This window comes from Nonomuraea sp. C10 (genome assembly GCF_008017515.1).
GTDB lineage: Bacteria > Actinomycetota > Actinomycetes > Streptosporangiales > Streptosporangiaceae > Nonomuraea > Nonomuraea ferruginea.
The window spans coordinates 341,724-357,112 of record NZ_VPFF01000003.1 but is presented as its reverse complement, the minus strand read 5'-3'; the positions used below and the strand labels follow the sequence as shown (position 1 = coordinate 357,112).

Below are 15,389 nucleotides of genomic sequence, written 5' to 3'. Positions count from 1 at the left end.
CTCAGGGGGTCGAAGGGAGGGAACTGCCGGTGAACTGCCACCAGTTGACGTTGAACAGGTAGCCGCCGCCGCCCGCGAAACGCAGGTAGAGGTCACGGGTGCCGGTCGCGCCGGACACCGGGCAGGTGACCGTGGTCCAGTTCTGCCAGCCGCCGGTGCCGTTGACGGCGCAGGTGCCCACGAGGGTGCCGGTGGCGCTGCCGAGCCGCAGCTCGATCCGGCCGCCGCTGGTGGCCGAGGCGACGCGGGCGGTGAAAGCGGTGGCCCCGTTGCCGAAGGCGACGCCCTTGACCTTGAGGTAGTCGCCGTTCTCGATGTAGCCGACGTTCATGCCGCCCTCGCCGGACGGTTCGGTCTCCACCCCGGACGCCCAGGCGACGGTCTCGGCCTCCTGCCGGACGAACGGGTTGAGGGTGCCGACCTGAGGCGGACCGGCGGTGGTCATGTTGATCGTCGGGATGCTGCCGTCGGCGTTGTAGGTGAACTTCTCCACGGCCACTGACCTGGTGAAACCGCCGCCGCCTGGCAGGGCGCCGTTGTGGTAGAAGAAGTACGATCCTCCGGCGTAGTCGATGATCCCGGCGTGGTTGGTGAAGCTGCTGCCCTGCCGGGGCATGATCGTCCCCCGGTACGTCCACGGCCCGGTGGCGCTGGGGGCCGTCGAGTAGGCGATGAACTCCGAGCAGCATTCCGCGGCGAACACGTTGTAGTAGAGGCCGTTGCGCTTGTAGACCCAGGGCCCCTCTTCGTAGAGCGTGGGACGGCTGGGGTTGCCGCTGCGCGTGCCGAATCCAGCGCCGGTCAGCGGGATGTAGGTGATCCCGCCGGAGTAGGAGATCATGTCGCTGTTCAGGCGTACGTACGCGAGCCGGGGGTTGCCCCAGTACAGGTAGGCCTGGCCGTCGTCGTCGATGAGGACGTTGGGGTCGATCTCGTTGTTCTCGACCAGCGGGCGGCCCAGCGCGTCACGGAACGGCCCGGTCGGGCTGTCGCCGACCGCGACGCCGATGGCCATGCCGCCGGTCCTCCGGTTCCGTACGGGGACGTACCAGTAGAACTTGCCGTTGCGGTAGGCGACGTGGCCGGCCCAGGCGTTGGCGTCGGCCCAGGCGAAGGTGGCCAGGCTCATGGGCGAGCCGTGGTCGGTCCAGTTGGCCATGTCGGTCGAGGAGTAGACGCGCCAGTCGCGCATCGTGAAGTACGTGGAGCCGTCCTCGTCGTGGCCGGTGTAGAGGTAGACGCGGCCGTTGTGGACGAGCGGCGCGGGGTCGGCGGTGTAGATCGTCTGGACGATGGGGTTGTCGGCCATGGCCGGTGTCGCGGGCAGCAGGGACATGATGCAGAGCACGCTCATGATCCAGGCCAGGCGGCGTGATCGCGCGGGTCTCATGGGGTCCTTTCGGGGCGGCTTCGTGGAGTGTTAGCGCTAACATCAAATCGTGGGGTGCGTCGTCGCGGAGTACATCCGATGGTCCGGCGGGCGTCAACGGAGACGATCCCCGCCGCGTGGGCGTCGTCGCCTGGATGCTTCCCGGCCTGCGGTTCCTGCCGAGAAGAGATCACGGCGCCGCACCGTCACGTGAAAATTTCACGTGACGGTGCGGTCGGCCCGTGGATCAGGCGATCTCGACGTGGTCCAGCTCCGCCCAGCGCGTCCGGTGCTGCAGGCGCAGGGTGTTCCAGCCGGCGTTCAGCGTGAGCGGGGCCCGGACCTGCGTCCAGTTGTCCCAGCCGCGGTCGGGGTAGTCCAGGGTGAACCGCGTGGTCCCGTTGACCGTCACCAGGTGCTGCGCGTCGCCGTAGCCGGCCGCGTAGGCGACGTGCGCGGTGTAGGCCCCGGCGACCGGCGCGAACACCCGGACGTCGACCCAGCTGTCCGCATGGTCGATCTTGGCCACGACGGCTCCCTGGGACGCCCCGGCCGCGCCGGTGCGGACGGTGGCACGGTTGAGCGTGCCGCGCTCGGCCTCGTACCGTACGCGGCTGCCGCGCACGACCGGATAGTCGCCGGCCCAGCCCAGCGCCGCCGTGTACAGGTGGCGGGCATCGCCCACCCAGCCGTGGAAGAAGGCGCGGTCGCCGAGCACGTCGGTCCCGCCGGGTCCCTGTACGGCTCCGTCGAAGGTGGCGGTCGTCATCAGCGGCCGGTACGCCTTGGTGTAGCGCCCGGTGAGCGACGGGGACACGGCGTAGCCGGTGAAGTAGCTGTTGCCGGTGTAGGAGCCGCCCGAGTAGAAGAGCACGTACTGGGATGGCCGCTTGACGAGCACGGGCGCCTCGATGACGCCGGCCTCCTCGGGCCTGTCGTTCCGGATGAGCTCGGTGCGGCCGCCGACGAAGGTGACGCCGTCGGCCGCGACCTGCTGCAGCCACAGGATGGTGGGCCGGCCGACGGCGTTGCCGTCGTTCTTGTAGAGCAGATACCGCTTGCCGTCGGTGTCGACGAAGCTGGACGGGTCGATGTCGCCGCCCTCGTCCGCGTCGCAGACGAGCGGCGAGCCGCCGGCCGGCTGGAAGGGGCCGAGCGGGTTCGCCGAGGTCGCGGCGCCGACGCACATGCGCCCGGTGGCGGTGCTCGGGCCGGTGAAGTACATCAGGTAACGGCCGTCGGGGCGACGGGAGACGTCGGGCGCCCAGAACCCGCCGTCGCCCGCCCAGGACGGCTTGGCCGGCAGCGCGTCCCCGCGCACGGTCCACGGGCCGGTGGCGGACGGGGCGCTGGCGACCGGGATGCGGCCGGGTCGGCTGCTGGTGGAGTAGGCGTAGAAGGTGGAGCCGACCTGGATGACGTCCGGATCGGGGAAGTCGGCGCGGATCACGGGCGCCGGGGCCACGGTGGCCGCCGCCGCGCCGGCCGTGGGCAGACAGACTGTGGCCGCGGTGAACGCCAGGAAGAGCCGGCCGAGGAGCCGCATGAGGACCTCCGATCATCCGTAATCAGTTCAGGTCCCCAGTGAAGTCCTCCGGCCGAGGTGTCCGACAGGGGTTCGGACGCACTCGGACAGACTCGGCCTCCCGTCGCGCTATGTCTCGGTCAGGAAGGCGCGGATGGCGGGGACGAACCGCTCGTGGGCGTCCTCCAGGAGGTAGTGGCCGGCTCGCCGGCAGACCTCGACCCGGGCGTGGGGCAGGCGGCGCCGCCACTCGGCCAGCATGGCGGGGTCGAAGACCGGGTCGCGCAGCCCCCAGCCGACGAAGGCCGGCAGCCCGGCGAACCGGTCGAGCCGCCGTCCGGTGCCTTCGAGGAGAGGCCACGCCCGGTCGCCCGGCCGCAGCGGGATGTCGTGCACGAACCGCTGGACGGCCACCCGGTGCTCGGGCCGGTCGTACGGGGCGAGGAAGGCGGCGCGCACGTCGGCGGGCATGCGGCGGCGCACGCCGAGCGGACGCCAGGTCGCGCCGCGGGCGAACAGGTTGTGCCGCAGGAACAGCCGCGCGCCGAGCCGGGTGCGGCGCAGCACCCACAGCGGCACCCGCAGTGGAAGGCGGACCCGCTCGCCGTGCGGGCTGGGGAAGGCCGCCGTGTTGAGGACGACGAGCCGGGCGACGCGCCCGGGGTGGCGGCAGGCCCACGCCATGCCGATCGGCCCGCCCCAGTCGTGCATGACGAGCGTCCAGCCCCGCTCGGGGGCGCCCCGGTGGGCGATCAGGTGTCCGACCAGCGCGTCGAGGTCGTCGACGCGCGAGGCGAAGGTGTGGTCGTACTCCCGGGCGGCCGGCTTGTCGGACAGCCCCATGCCGATGTGGTCCGGAGCGACGCAGCGGAACCGGTCACGCAGGGCCAGGATCGGCCGCCGCCACAGATAGCTCCAGGACGGGTTGCCGTGCACGAACAGCACCGGGGCACCCGTCCCCTCGTCCACGTAGTGCTGGCGCAGCCCGCCGGGGTGGGCGTGCCAGCGGGAGGCGAACGGGTAGCCGGGGAAACGTGTCACGGGGACTCCGAGAGGTGGGCGGTCAGGCGGGCGAGCCCTTCGGCCATGCTCACGCGTGGCCGGTAGCCGAGGTCGCGGCGGGCCGCGGAGATGTCGAACCAGTGCGCCGTGGACGCCTGCTCCACCAGGAACCGGGTCAGGGGCGGCTCCCAGCCGCCCTGCGCGGCCAGGCGTTCCAGCATCCCGGCCGCGGCCATCGCCGGTCCGGCGGGCAGCCGCCGCCGCACCGGAGGCTGCCCGGCCGCCGCGAGCAGCGCGTTCACCCAGACGCCGAAACCGCACGGCTCGCCCTGGGTGATGAAGTACGCCCGCCCGCACAGCGGCGACCCGGGGCGCAGCCGGTCGAGGGCCAGCACGCAGGCGTCGGCCGCGTTGTCGACGTAGACGGTGTCGATGGTCTTGTCCGCCCTGCCCAGCAGCCACAGCCGGTGCCGGTTCGCCACGAACCGGGGCAGGAAGTGCGGGTCGCCCGGCCCCCAGATGAGGTGGGGGCGCAGCGCGACGGACGGCGCGGGCCCGGCCAGCACGAGCCGTTCGGCCGCCGCCTTGGTGCGCGGGTAGGGCGCGGTGAACCGGGTGGCGTACGGGACGGACTCGTCCACGCCGTCGAGGTCGCGCCCGTTGTGGACGACGCTCGGCGACGACACGTGGACCAGCCGGGCCCCGGCTCCCGCGCAGGCGTCCACCACGTTGCGCGTCCCGTGCACGTTGACCTCGGCGAAGTCGCGGGACGCGCCGTGCGCCCCGGCCTTGGCGGCGCAGTGGACCACGGCCTCGCACCCGTCGACGGCGGCGCGGACGGCCGCCGGGTCGCGGATGTCGGCCAGGTACTGGGTGACGCCCAGCGCGTCCAGTTCGAGACGCGGGCGGCGGTGCAGCGCGCGCACGGTGTCGCCGCGCGCGACCAGGCGGCGGCACACGGCGCGGCCGAGGAACCCGCCGCCCCCGGTGACCAGGACGTTCACCGGCGGCCTCCGCGCGACCGCCGGGCCGCCCAGGCGGCGAGCACGTCCCGGCGGATCTTGCTGTTGTGCCGGGCGTCCACCGGGAAGCGGCGGTGGAACAGCACCTCGCGCAGGCCCGCCGTGCGCGGGTGCCGCGCGGCCTCCGCGAGGATCCCGGTCCGTACGAGGTCGCGCCGGAAGCCGGGCTCGGGCTCCACCACGAGGACGGGGCGTGGGCCGGCGCCCACCAGGGCGACGCGGCGCGTTCCCGGGACGCCGGCCAGGAGTGTTTCGACGTGGTCGGTGTAGAGGTCGCCGCCGAGGGCGCGGACGCGTTCGGACTTGCGGCCCGCGAACCACAGCCGGCCGTGCTCGTCCAGGTGCCCCAGGTCGCCCATGCGGTGCCAGACCCGGTCGCCGTCCGGGATCCTGGCCAGGGCGGTGGCCCCCGGGTCGTCCAGGTAGGGATCGCTGACGGCGGGGGAGGAGACGACGAACTCCCCGACGGTGCCGGGCGGCACCTTCAGGTCCTCGTCCCACCGGTCGATCGGCCCGTCGGTGACGCCGATGACGCGGACCTCGACCCCGGGCATGGGCGGGCCCAGGCATGTCCCGGCCCCCCGGTGCGCGGCGTGCGCCGCGACCAGTTCGGCGCCCTCGATCGCGGCCACCGGCAGGCACTCGGTCGCCCCGTACACCGACAGCACCCGGGCCGCGCCGGGGACGCAGGCGCGGACGCGGTCCAGCGTCGGCAGCGGCAGCGGCGCCCCGGCGACCGCCACCGTCTCCAGCGAGTCCAGCACCAGGCCGCGGGCCACGCAGTGCCGGGCCAGCCGGTCCAGCAGGGCGGGCGCGGCGAACAGGGTGGACACCCGGTACCGGCGGATGTCCGCGGCCAGCGCCGCGGGATCGAACCGCAGCGGGCGCCGCGGGTCCAGATCCGGCAGCACGGCGGTCGCGCCCAGCGCCGCCGCCCCCAGCGCGAAAGGGATGAACGTCGACAGCACGGGCGCGCCGGCCCGGATGAGCTCCAGCCCGGCCAGCAGGTCGAGCTGCGCCGTCAGGTGCCGGTGCCGCAACGGCACCCCCTTCGGCGGCCCCGTCGAACCGGAGGTGTACGCGATCAGCGCCAGATCACCGGCCCCCGGCGCAGGCAGCCCCGGCATCGAGCCACGGGCGGCGGCTCGCGGGTCCGGGGTCGGTCCGGCGTCGGTGACTCGCAGATCTGGTGTATGCGGGTCCGGGGTCGGTCCGGGGTCGGCAGCTCGCAGGTCCGGTGTATGCGGGTCCGGGGTCGGTCCGGGCGCGGCGGCTCGCGAGTCCCGTGTCAGGTCGCGGGCGGCGGTTCGTAGGGTGGCGAGGGTCGGGCCCGGCCAGGAGTGGCGGTGTCCGACCGTGATGACGACGCGGCTGGTGCGCCGGGCCCAGCCCAGGGCCAGCCGGGCCGCCTGGGCGAGCGGCACCCCGATGAACGCCTCCGGCGCGGCCCGCTCCAGGCACCGCCGGACGGCCGCGTACGGCAGTCCCGGATCGACCATGACCGGCACCGCCCCCAGCCGCAGCAGCGAGAGCACCAGCACGCCGAGCTCCACGCCCGGACGCACCAGCAGCACCGTCCGCATGCCGGGCCGCACCCCGCCGAGCGCCAGCGCGGCCGCCGTCTCCTCCACCGATCGCGCCATCTCCCCGTAGCTGGCCGAGCGCGGCGCCCGCCCGCCGACCTGGCAGGCGAGGGTGTCCGGCCGGTCGGCGGCCCAGCGTTCGGCCCGGGTGACCAGCTCGCTCACCGGCACCGGGGTCACCACCGCACCACGACGGTGCCGGCGCTGAACCCGCTCGCCAGGCCGACGAACGCCACCAGGTCGCCGCGCCGCACCCGTCCGGCGGCGACCGCCTGGGCGAGCTGGACCGGTATCGTCGCCGCCACCAGGTTGCCGTGCTGGGCGATGGTGACCACGACCTTCTCCGGCGGGATCCCGACGTGGGCGCAGAACTTCCACAGCGCGGGCAGCGACGCCTGGTGCACGCACACGACGGCGAAGTCGTCCCAGGTGAGGCTGAGGGCGGCGAGCGGATCGGAGAAGACGGCGTGGTCGGTCGCCTCGATGCCGCGTATCAGTCCGATGGCGTCGACGGTGAGCGGGCGGATGACCGGCCAGTCGGTCGCCGGGTCGGACGTCAGGTTCCGCAGCGCCACGGTGGCGGCGTCCCACCCGTGGGACTGGGCGGCGAACCGGTGACCGAGCACCCCCGGCTCCGCCGCGGCCTCCAGCAGCAGCGCGGCCCCGGCGTCCGACACCGTGTAGGCGGCGGCGACCGTCATGAACTCGTCGGCGCCGGAGAGCGTCCACGGCATGAACGCGGTCGGCAACTCGCCGCAGCAGATCAGAACCCGCCGGTGCCGGCCGGTGACGATCAGCGCCTCCGCCACCTGGATCGCGTTCAGCACGCTGTTGCAGGCGTTGCGCACGTCGAACACCGGGCAGCCGGCGCCCAGCTTCGCCGCCACGACGTGCGCGGTCGCGGGCTCGACGAGGTCGATGGTCACCCCCGCGTAGACGAGCAGGTCGAGGTCGCGGGCGTGCAGGTCCTGCTCGTCCAGCAGCGCGCGGGCGGCGTGCGCGGCCAGGTCCGACGGTTTCTCCCCTGGCGGGGCGACGTGCCTGCGGCGGACGCCGCTGCCGTTGTGGATCACTCCCCGGGGCAGGACCAGCCCCGGGTTGCGGGCGGCGAGCCGGTCCTCCACCTCCGCGGTGGTCATCGTGGTCTCGGGCAGGTGGGCGGCCACACCGGCCACCCGGGCGTGCACGGAAGCCATGGCGGTCTCCTCAGGAAGCCGGACGCGTGGAGTGCAGCCCCAGGTGGAGGAGCACCGTACGGGCGATGTCGGTGACGGTCCCGGCGCCGCGGATCAGCTCCATCGGCGGGATGTCCACCCCGAACGCGTGCCGCATCGACAGCAGCAGCTGCGTGGCCATGAGCGAGTCCAGGCCGTACTCGTCCAACCGCCGGTCGGGGGCGATGTCTGCGGCCGGGACGAGCAGGACCGCGGACAGCAGGGCGGTGATCTGCTCGACGACGTGCTCGTGCGCCTCGTCGCCGGTCATCGCGGCCAGCTCCGACAGCAGGTCGCCGGTGTCGGGGGCCTGATCGGCGCCGGGCGGCAGCACCGCCGACAGCCACGGCCGTCGCAGGCCGGGGAGCGTCTGCCGCAGCCTGGCCCAGTCGCAGCGGCCCACCACGGCCACGTCGGCCCCGTCGGCCAGCATGGCGTCCACGGCGGCGAGCGCCACGGCGGGGTCCACCGAGTCGATGCCGAACCGCTTCAGCGCCTCGGCCTGCGTGCCGTGCGCCAGCACGCCGGTGCCGGCGAGCGCGCCCAGGCAGACCGCGAGCGCGGGCAGGCCCCGGGCCCGCCGCCGTCGCGCCAGCGCCTCCAGGAACAGGTTCGCCGACACGTACGGCGACTGCCCGATGTTGCCGATCGTCGTCAGCGACGAGTACAGCACGAACGCCTCCAGCGGCAGGTCCGCGGTGAGCTCGTCCAGCACCAGCGCGCCCGCGACCTTGGGGCGCAGGACCGCCCGGATCCGGTCGTCGGAGAGATCGGCCAGCGCCGCGTCGTCGAGATGCATGGCGGCGTGCACGACGCCGCGCACGGGGTGGCCGGAAGCGTCCAGTTCGCGCAGGATGTCCCGCATGGCGTCGCGGTCGGCCACGTCGGCCGCGTGCGCGGTGGCCTCCGCGCCGAGGCCGCGCAGCTCCTCCAGCAGCGTGTCCGCGCCCGGCGTGTCCGCGCCGCGCCGGCTGACGAGCGCCAGCCGCCGCACCCCGCCCCGCGCCAGGTGCCGCGCCGTCTCCGCGCCGAACCCGCTCAGCCCGCCCGTGATCAGGTACGTGCCCGCAGCCGGACGCCGGGTGGGCCGGGACCGCACCGTGACAGGGTCGCCGAGGGAGACGACGACCTTGCCGATGTGCCGGGAGTGCCGCATCAGCGCGAACGCGTCGGCCACCCGCTCGGCCGGGAACACCGTGTGCGGCAGCGGGCGCTGGTCGTGCACGTGCTGGAACGCCGCCGTCATCCGCTCGGCCATCAGCGCCGGGTCCTTCCACATGAGGGTGCCCACGTCCACGCCGAAGAACGCGAGGTTGTCGCCGAACGGCCGCAGCGCCACGTGCCTGCTCTCGTAGATGTCGCGCTTGCCCAGCTCGACGAACCTGCCGCCGTGCCGCAGGCACTCCAGGCCGCGGCTGATGGCCTCCCCGGCCAGGGAGTTGAGCACGACGTCCACGCCGCGGCCCCCGGTCAGCTCCCTGACCTGCTCGCCGAAGCGCAGGCTGCGCGAGTCCAGCACGTGCGCGGCGCCCAGCGCGCGCAGCAGGTCGCGCTTGGCCTCGCTGCCCGCCGTGGCGATCACCCGCGCGCCGGCGTGCCTGGCGTACTCCAGCGCGGCCAGGCCGACCCCGCCCGCGCCGCCGTGCACCAGCAGCGTCTCGCCGGGCCGGAGCCGCGCGCACCCGTGCAGCGAGTGGTAGGCGGTCGAGAACGCCATCGGCAGCGTGGCCGCCGCGGCGAAGGTGAGACTGTCGGGGATCCGGACGGCCGTCCACTCCTCGGCCACCGCGTGGCTGCCGAACCCCACCGGGCCCGCGGCCATCACCCGGTCGCCGGGCCTCAGCCGGACGACGCCCGGCCCCACGGCGGTGACGGTGCCGGCGCACTCCAGGCCCAGCTCGTGGCCGCCGAAGACCGCCTCGACCGCTTCCGACGGGAGCAGGCCGACCGTGAACATGACGTCGCGGTAGTTCAGCCCGATCGCCCGTACCTCGATCAGCACCTGGCCCGGCCCGGGCTCCGGGATCTCGGCCCGTTCCCAGCAGAGCTCGTACGACAGCCCCGGGTCACGCACCGCCAGCCGGTACGCGCCCCGGCGGCCGGCGAGGACGGACGGCGGCGCCGACCTCACCAGACGCGGCGTGAACCGTCCCCGGCGAGTGAGGAGGATCTCGTCGTCCTCCCCGGCCGACACCAGCTCCGCCACCAGCCGCGCCGCGTCGCGCCGGACGTCGCCACTACGGTGCAGGCACACCCGCCGGGCGTCCAACTGAGGCTGCTCGTTCCCGAGCGACCGCACCGTCCCCCAGGTGGCGGCATCCTCGGGGTGAAGGGTTTGTACGGGGTCGGTGGCGTTGTCGGGGTGGAGGGTCTGTACGGGATCGGTGGCGTTCTCGGGGCATGCGGCGTCGGCGGTCTTCACCGGGTTGGTGTTTCCGGCGTAGACGTCGTCGGCTGGTCCCGGCTGCGGGAGCGCGCCGCATGGGCGGGTCACCAGCCACAGCCTCACCTGGACGTGGTGCGGCAGTTGCTCGCAGGCCAGGGCGATCGCGCGGAGCGCCGCGGCCCGGCGGGTGATCCGTTCGACGGCGTCCTCCGGGCCTGTGCCGCCGAGGACGACCGCGAACGTGACCATGTTCGCCGACAAGGCCGCGGCCGCCCACGCGGCGGGATCATCGGCGAGGGGCGCCACATCCGCCCGCCCGCCCCGCTCCCGCAGCGACGAAGCGAGCTCGACGGCGAGTGGATCCCCGTCGTCCTCCGCAGCGACAACCCACACGCCGTCCGCACCGCCGTCGGCGATCCTCTCCGCCATGTGGCCGGGGGGAGAGGTGGCGAGGAGTACGGAGAAGTCGCCTGCTTCCGGGTCCTGTTCGGGGCCGGTCTGGATGATGTCGGCGTATCCGGCTTCCGCCAGCAGCTCCGGCCACCGCTGGGCGGACGGGAGCGCGTCGGGGCCCCACAGCTCCGGTGTCAGCCCCAGGAACGGCAGCAGCGGTCCGGCCCGGTGCGGTCCCGCGACGAGTAGTTTGCCGCCCGGGGCGAGGAGCCGTCCCAGCCCGCGGAGGGCGCCGGTGAGGTCACGCGCGAGATGCAGGCACCCAGCCGCCACCACGAGGTCGAACCCGCCGGCCGGCCACCCCTGCCCGGCCGGGTCGGCGTCCAGGTCGAGCAGGCCGAACTCGGCGACGTCCACCCCGGACAGCCGCTGCCGCAACCGGGCCAGCACCGGCTCGGCCACGTCGGTCACCGTGTAGCGGACCCGGTCGACCGGCAGGATCGGCAGCAACGTCACCGTGGTGCCGCCCGTCCCCGCGCCCACCTCCAGGACCCGCAGCGGCCGGTCGGCCGGCCACCCCTTGACGACCTGCTCCACCAGCGCCCGCGCGAGCCGGTTCGCGAACAGGCTCGCCGGCCCCACGTCGTGATACTGGTCCAGCAGCTCCCCGGCCCCGTCCGAGCCGAGCACGTCGCCGGCCGCGACCTCCCCGGCCAGCACCTCGCGCAGCCGCAGCCCGGCCCGCACCGCCAGCGCCGTCTGCGCGGGGAACGCCGCCCCCGCCACGGCCAGCCCCCGCAGCTCGGTCGTGACCGGTGCGGGCGGGGCCAGGCGCACCCCCCGCTCGCCGCGGCGTTCCAGCACGCCGTGCCGTTCCAGCAGCGGCAGCGCCGCCCGGACCAGCGCACGGTGGTGCGGCTCCCGGCAGGCGGCGGCCAGATCGTCGACGGTCAGCTCGCCTCCGCCGGTCAAGGCCGCCAGCGCCGCGCCGAGCGTACGGGCGAACGTCTTTTCCAGCTTGGCCGCGTACTCCGGGTAGCGCAGCTCACGCCAGGCCGAGCGCACTTCGCCCAGCCGCGCGGAAGCCCCCGCGAGTATGCCCGCCGGATCAGGCCCCGGCCAGGCGTCCGCCGGCTCCCCGGGCCGGGGCGTCGCCCGGAGTTCGACGTGGTAGCGCTCGGTCCGCGTGGCGTGCAGGCCGGGCGTCCGGCGCAGCCGGACCCCCTCCATCTCGGCCGCCACCCGGCCGTCGTCCCCGGTGACCGTGATGTCCCAGCACACCTCCTCGACAGAACTGGAACGTTCCCGTACATGCAGGAAACCTTCCGGAGCCGGTCTGCCCCAGAGCCGGACCGACCCGATCGCGGCAGGCATATAACCCGTGCCGCCCACCAGCGCGTCCACCAGCCACAGCACGCCCGCCTGAAGGGCGCTGTCGAACAGCACGGGATGCGCCTGGTAGCGCTCGTCCCGCTGGTCAGGGCACGTGTACGCGCCCAGCACCTCGCCCGGGGCCCGCCACAACCCCGTCAGCACCCGGAACGCCGGACCCCACACCATGCGCCCCTCGGCGGCCCGCGCGTAGTAGGCGGGCACGTCCACGGGCTCGGCGACGCGGGCGCGCAGCTCCGCCAGGTCGAGCGGCGCCGGGGCCGGGCGCAGCAGCGGCCGGACCCGCGCCCGGAAGTGCTCGCGCGGATGCTGCCCGCGCCGCGTCGTGCTCGCCACCGTGATCGTGCCCGTCTCCGCGGACAGCGACGTCTGCGCGCAGACCGGCTCCGCGCCCGGCCCCGGCACCACCAGTGCGCGGGTGATGCTCACCCGGTCCACCTCGATCGCCTCGCCGGCGTCCGGGATCGCCTGCCGGCCCGCCGCCAGCGCCATCTCCACGTAGCCGGTCGCGGGCATCACGGCGGCCCCGCCCGCCCGGTGGTCGGTCACCCAGGGCACCCGGACCTGGTCGATCTCCCCGTACCAGGAAGGGTCGAGCGCGGGCAGCCGCTGGCCCAGCAACGGGTGCGTGATCTCGGGGTCGCCGATCGTGCGCACCCAGGTCAGCGGGCCGCCCAGCCAGTGCCGCTGCCGCTGCCACGGATACGCGGGCAGCGACCGTACGAGGCCCGGCCGCGGGAAGTAGCGGTCCCAGTCGACGTCACCCCCGGCCGCGACGACCGCCGCCACCGCAGATCCGACGGCGGCGCTCGCGGCGGTCTCCTCCACAGCGCCACGCCGCAGCGTCGGCACCACGGCGGCGCGGACGCGGGCGGCGGCCGCGACGCGGCGCAGGTACGACTGCAGCACCGGGTGCGGGCCCACCTCCACCAGCACGTCGAACCCGTCGGCGAGCACCCGCTCGACCGCCGCCGAGAAGCGCACGGGCCGCCGCACGTTGCGCCACCAGTACGTCGCGTCGAGCTCCTCGCCGGTCAGCGGCTCGCCGGTCACGGTCGACACCATGGGGATCCGCGTCCGCGACGGCCTCAGGTCGGCCAGCGCCGCGCGGAGCGGCTCGCGCACCCCGTCCATGGCCGCGCTGTGGAACGGATAGTCCACGTCCAGCTCGCGGAAGAACACCTCGCGCGCCGCCAGATCCTCGCCCAGCCTTCCGAGCGCCGCCCGCGGCCCCGCGACCGTGACGTCGCGGTCGGAGTTGACCGCGGCCACCTCCACCCCGGGGTAACCGGCCAGGAGTTGCCGGGCCTCGGCCTCGGGCAGCCCGACCGCCGCCATCCGGCCCTGCCCGCGCGTCGCGGCCTGCGCCAGGCCGCGCTCGGCGATCACCTGCGCGGCCTGGGCGGGCGACAGCGCCCCGGCGACGTATGCGGCGGCCACCTCGCCGACACTGTGACCGAGCACCGCCCCCGCCCGCACGCCCGCCGCCTCCAGCATCCCGGCGAGCCCGGCCTGGACGGCGAAGAGCAGCGGCTGGGCCCGCTCGGTCGCCGACAGCCGCCACCGGTCCGCGGGCAGCGTCAGCTCCTCCAGCACCGACCAGCCCAGCCGGGTCGCCAGCTCGTCGTCCACGGCCTCGACGGCCTTACGGAAGGCAGGATCACTCAGCAGGCCGGCGCCCATCCCGGCCCACTGCGAGCCGTTGCCGCAGAACACCAGCGCCACCCGGCCCCGCTCCACCGCCTCGCCGATCACCGGCGACGAACCGTACAGACTGGACAGGCTGCCCGCCGCCTCCGCCGCGGACGCGGCGAGCACCACGGCGCGGTGCCGGTGCAGGCCGCGCCGCCGGGTGGCGGTGTAGGCCACGTCGTAGAAGTCACCCTCGTCCACCGACGCCAGGTGTGCGGCCGCCCGCGCGACGGCCTCCGGCAGCGCGCCCGCGGCCCGGGCCGACACGACGACAGGCACCGGCGCGGCCCCCGCCGGCCGCGCCGGCGCCGCTCGGAGGGGCGGTGCGGCCACCGCCACATGCACGTTCGCGCCCCCGAACCCGAACGAGTTCACCCCCACCACCGCCCGGCCGCCCGTCTCGGGCAGCGGGCGCGGCCGGGTGACGACGCTCAGCCGGAGCCCGTCGAAGTCGATGGCCGGGTTGAGCGTCGAGGCGTGCAGCGACGCCGGGATCGTCCCGTGCCGCAGCACCAGCAGCGCCTTGAACAGCCCCGGCATGCCCGAGGCCGGCTCCAGGTGCCCCAGGTTCGTCTTGACCGAGCCGATCGGCAGCGGGCCGCCCGACCGCGCCGTGCCCAGCGCCCGCCCCAGCGCCCCGCACTCGGCCGGGTCGCCGGCCTGGGTCCCGGTGCCGTGCGCCTCCACGTACGCGACCTCGTCCGGGCTGATCCCGGCCTCCCGGTACACCTGCCGCAGCAGCGCCTCCTGCGCCTCGGTACGGGGCAGCGCCAGCCCCATCGTGCGGCCGTCGTTGTTGGCGGCGGCGCCCACGATGACACCGTGGATCCGGTCGCCGTCGGCGAGCGCCTCCTCCAGCCGTTTGAGCACGACCACGCCGCCGCCCTCCGACCGGACGAACCCGTCGGCGTCGGCCGAGAACGCCCGGCACCGCCCGGTCGGCGACAGCATCGACGCCTGGCTGAACCCGACGAACCCGGTCGGGCTCAGCAGCACGTTCACGCCCCCGGCCAGCGCCGTCCGCGTGGAGCCGTCGGCCAGCGCCCGGCAGGCGCGCTCCACCGCCTGCAGCGCCGACGAGCAGGCGGTGTCGATGCTCATGCTCGGCCCGCGCAGGTCGAAGGCGTACGAGAGCCGGTTGGCCGCGATCGACAACGCGCTGCCCGACATCGAATAGGGGCCGATCCCGCCGGGCTCCAGCGCCTGCAGCACCCCGTACGAAGGATCGGAGACGCCGACGAACACCCCCGTGTCGGTCCCCGCCAGGCGTGCCGGGTCGATGCCTGCGTCGTCGAGCGCCTCGGCGGCCATCTCCAGGAGCAGCCGCTGCTGCGGGTCCATCGAGGCCGCCTCCTTGGGCGAGATCCCGAAGTAGGCGGCGTCGAAGCCGGTGAGGTCGTCGAGGAAGCCGCCCGCCCGCGTGTAGCTGCGGTCGGGGCGCGGGAGAGACTCGTCGACGTACCGCTCGGCCTCGAACCGGTCCGGCGGCACGGTGCCGACCAGGTCGTCACCGCGCAGCAGGGCCTGCCACAGTCCGTCGAGGTCGCGGATGCCGCCGGGAAGCCGGCAGCCCACGCCCACGATCGCCACCGCTCGCCCCGGCCACGTCCGCTCGTTCCCGCCTGCGCTCATATGCCACCTTTCCTGTTCGTCGGCGACACCCATGGCATCACAGCCGTACGTGGTCGAACAGCGACTGTTCGTGTTCCTTGCTGGTAAGCGTCATGCCTCCTGTTAAGGGATGGTGTGGTGCGCCGCGGAAACGTAAGGAATGTTGCCGAGAGTAGTCAACGTTATGCAAAGAGTCCCTA

At 74.6% G+C, this 15,389-nt stretch carries 7 protein-coding genes; all 7 read right to left on the bottom strand.

What is annotated here, in order from left to right:
• Position 1 precedes the first annotated feature (1 nt).
• The 7 genes from FR742_RS33120 to FR742_RS33090 all read right to left on the bottom strand — a co-directional run bounded on the left by FR742_RS33120 (position 2) and on the right by FR742_RS33090 (position 15,210).
• A complete protein-coding gene (locus tag FR742_RS33120; RefSeq protein ID WP_148035256.1) occupies positions 2-1,390 on the bottom strand; it encodes a glycoside hydrolase family 43 protein in 1,389 nt (462 codons plus the stop codon).
• Positions 1,391-1,616: 226 nt separating this feature from the next.
• Entirely contained in the window at positions 1,617-2,915 is a 1,299-nt protein-coding gene (locus tag FR742_RS33115; RefSeq protein ID WP_148035255.1) for a family 43 glycosylhydrolase, read from the bottom strand.
• A gap of 108 nt (positions 2,916-3,023) precedes the next feature.
• Positions 3,024-3,935: an alpha/beta fold hydrolase gene (locus FR742_RS33110; RefSeq protein ID WP_148035254.1), complete on the bottom strand. Its 912-nt coding sequence runs from the start codon at positions 3,933-3,935 to the stop codon at positions 3,024-3,026.
• Positions 3,932-4,900 (bottom strand): NAD-dependent epimerase/dehydratase family protein, encoded by a 969-nt coding sequence (locus tag FR742_RS33105; RefSeq protein ID WP_148035253.1) that lies wholly within the window; start codon positions 4,898-4,900, stop codon positions 3,932-3,934. The genes FR742_RS33110 and FR742_RS33105 overlap by 4 nt, the downstream gene beginning before the upstream one ends.
• A complete protein-coding gene (locus tag FR742_RS33100) occupies positions 4,897-6,681 on the bottom strand; it encodes an AMP-binding protein (RefSeq protein ID WP_187281480.1) in 1,785 nt (594 codons plus the stop codon). Before FR742_RS33100 ends, FR742_RS33105 begins: the two co-directional genes overlap by 4 nt.
• On the bottom strand, positions 6,678-7,697 hold the full coding sequence (locus FR742_RS33095; protein ID WP_148035251.1) for a 3-oxoacyl-ACP synthase III family protein: 1,020 nt from the start codon (positions 7,695-7,697) through the stop codon (positions 6,678-6,680). Before FR742_RS33095 ends, FR742_RS33100 begins: the two co-directional genes overlap by 4 nt.
• 10 nt (positions 7,698-7,707) lie before the next feature.
• Complete coding sequence (locus tag FR742_RS33090; RefSeq protein WP_148035250.1) at positions 7,708-15,210, bottom strand: type I polyketide synthase; 7,503 nt, start codon at positions 15,208-15,210, stop codon at positions 7,708-7,710.
• Between the last annotated feature and the right edge of the window lie 179 nt (positions 15,211-15,389).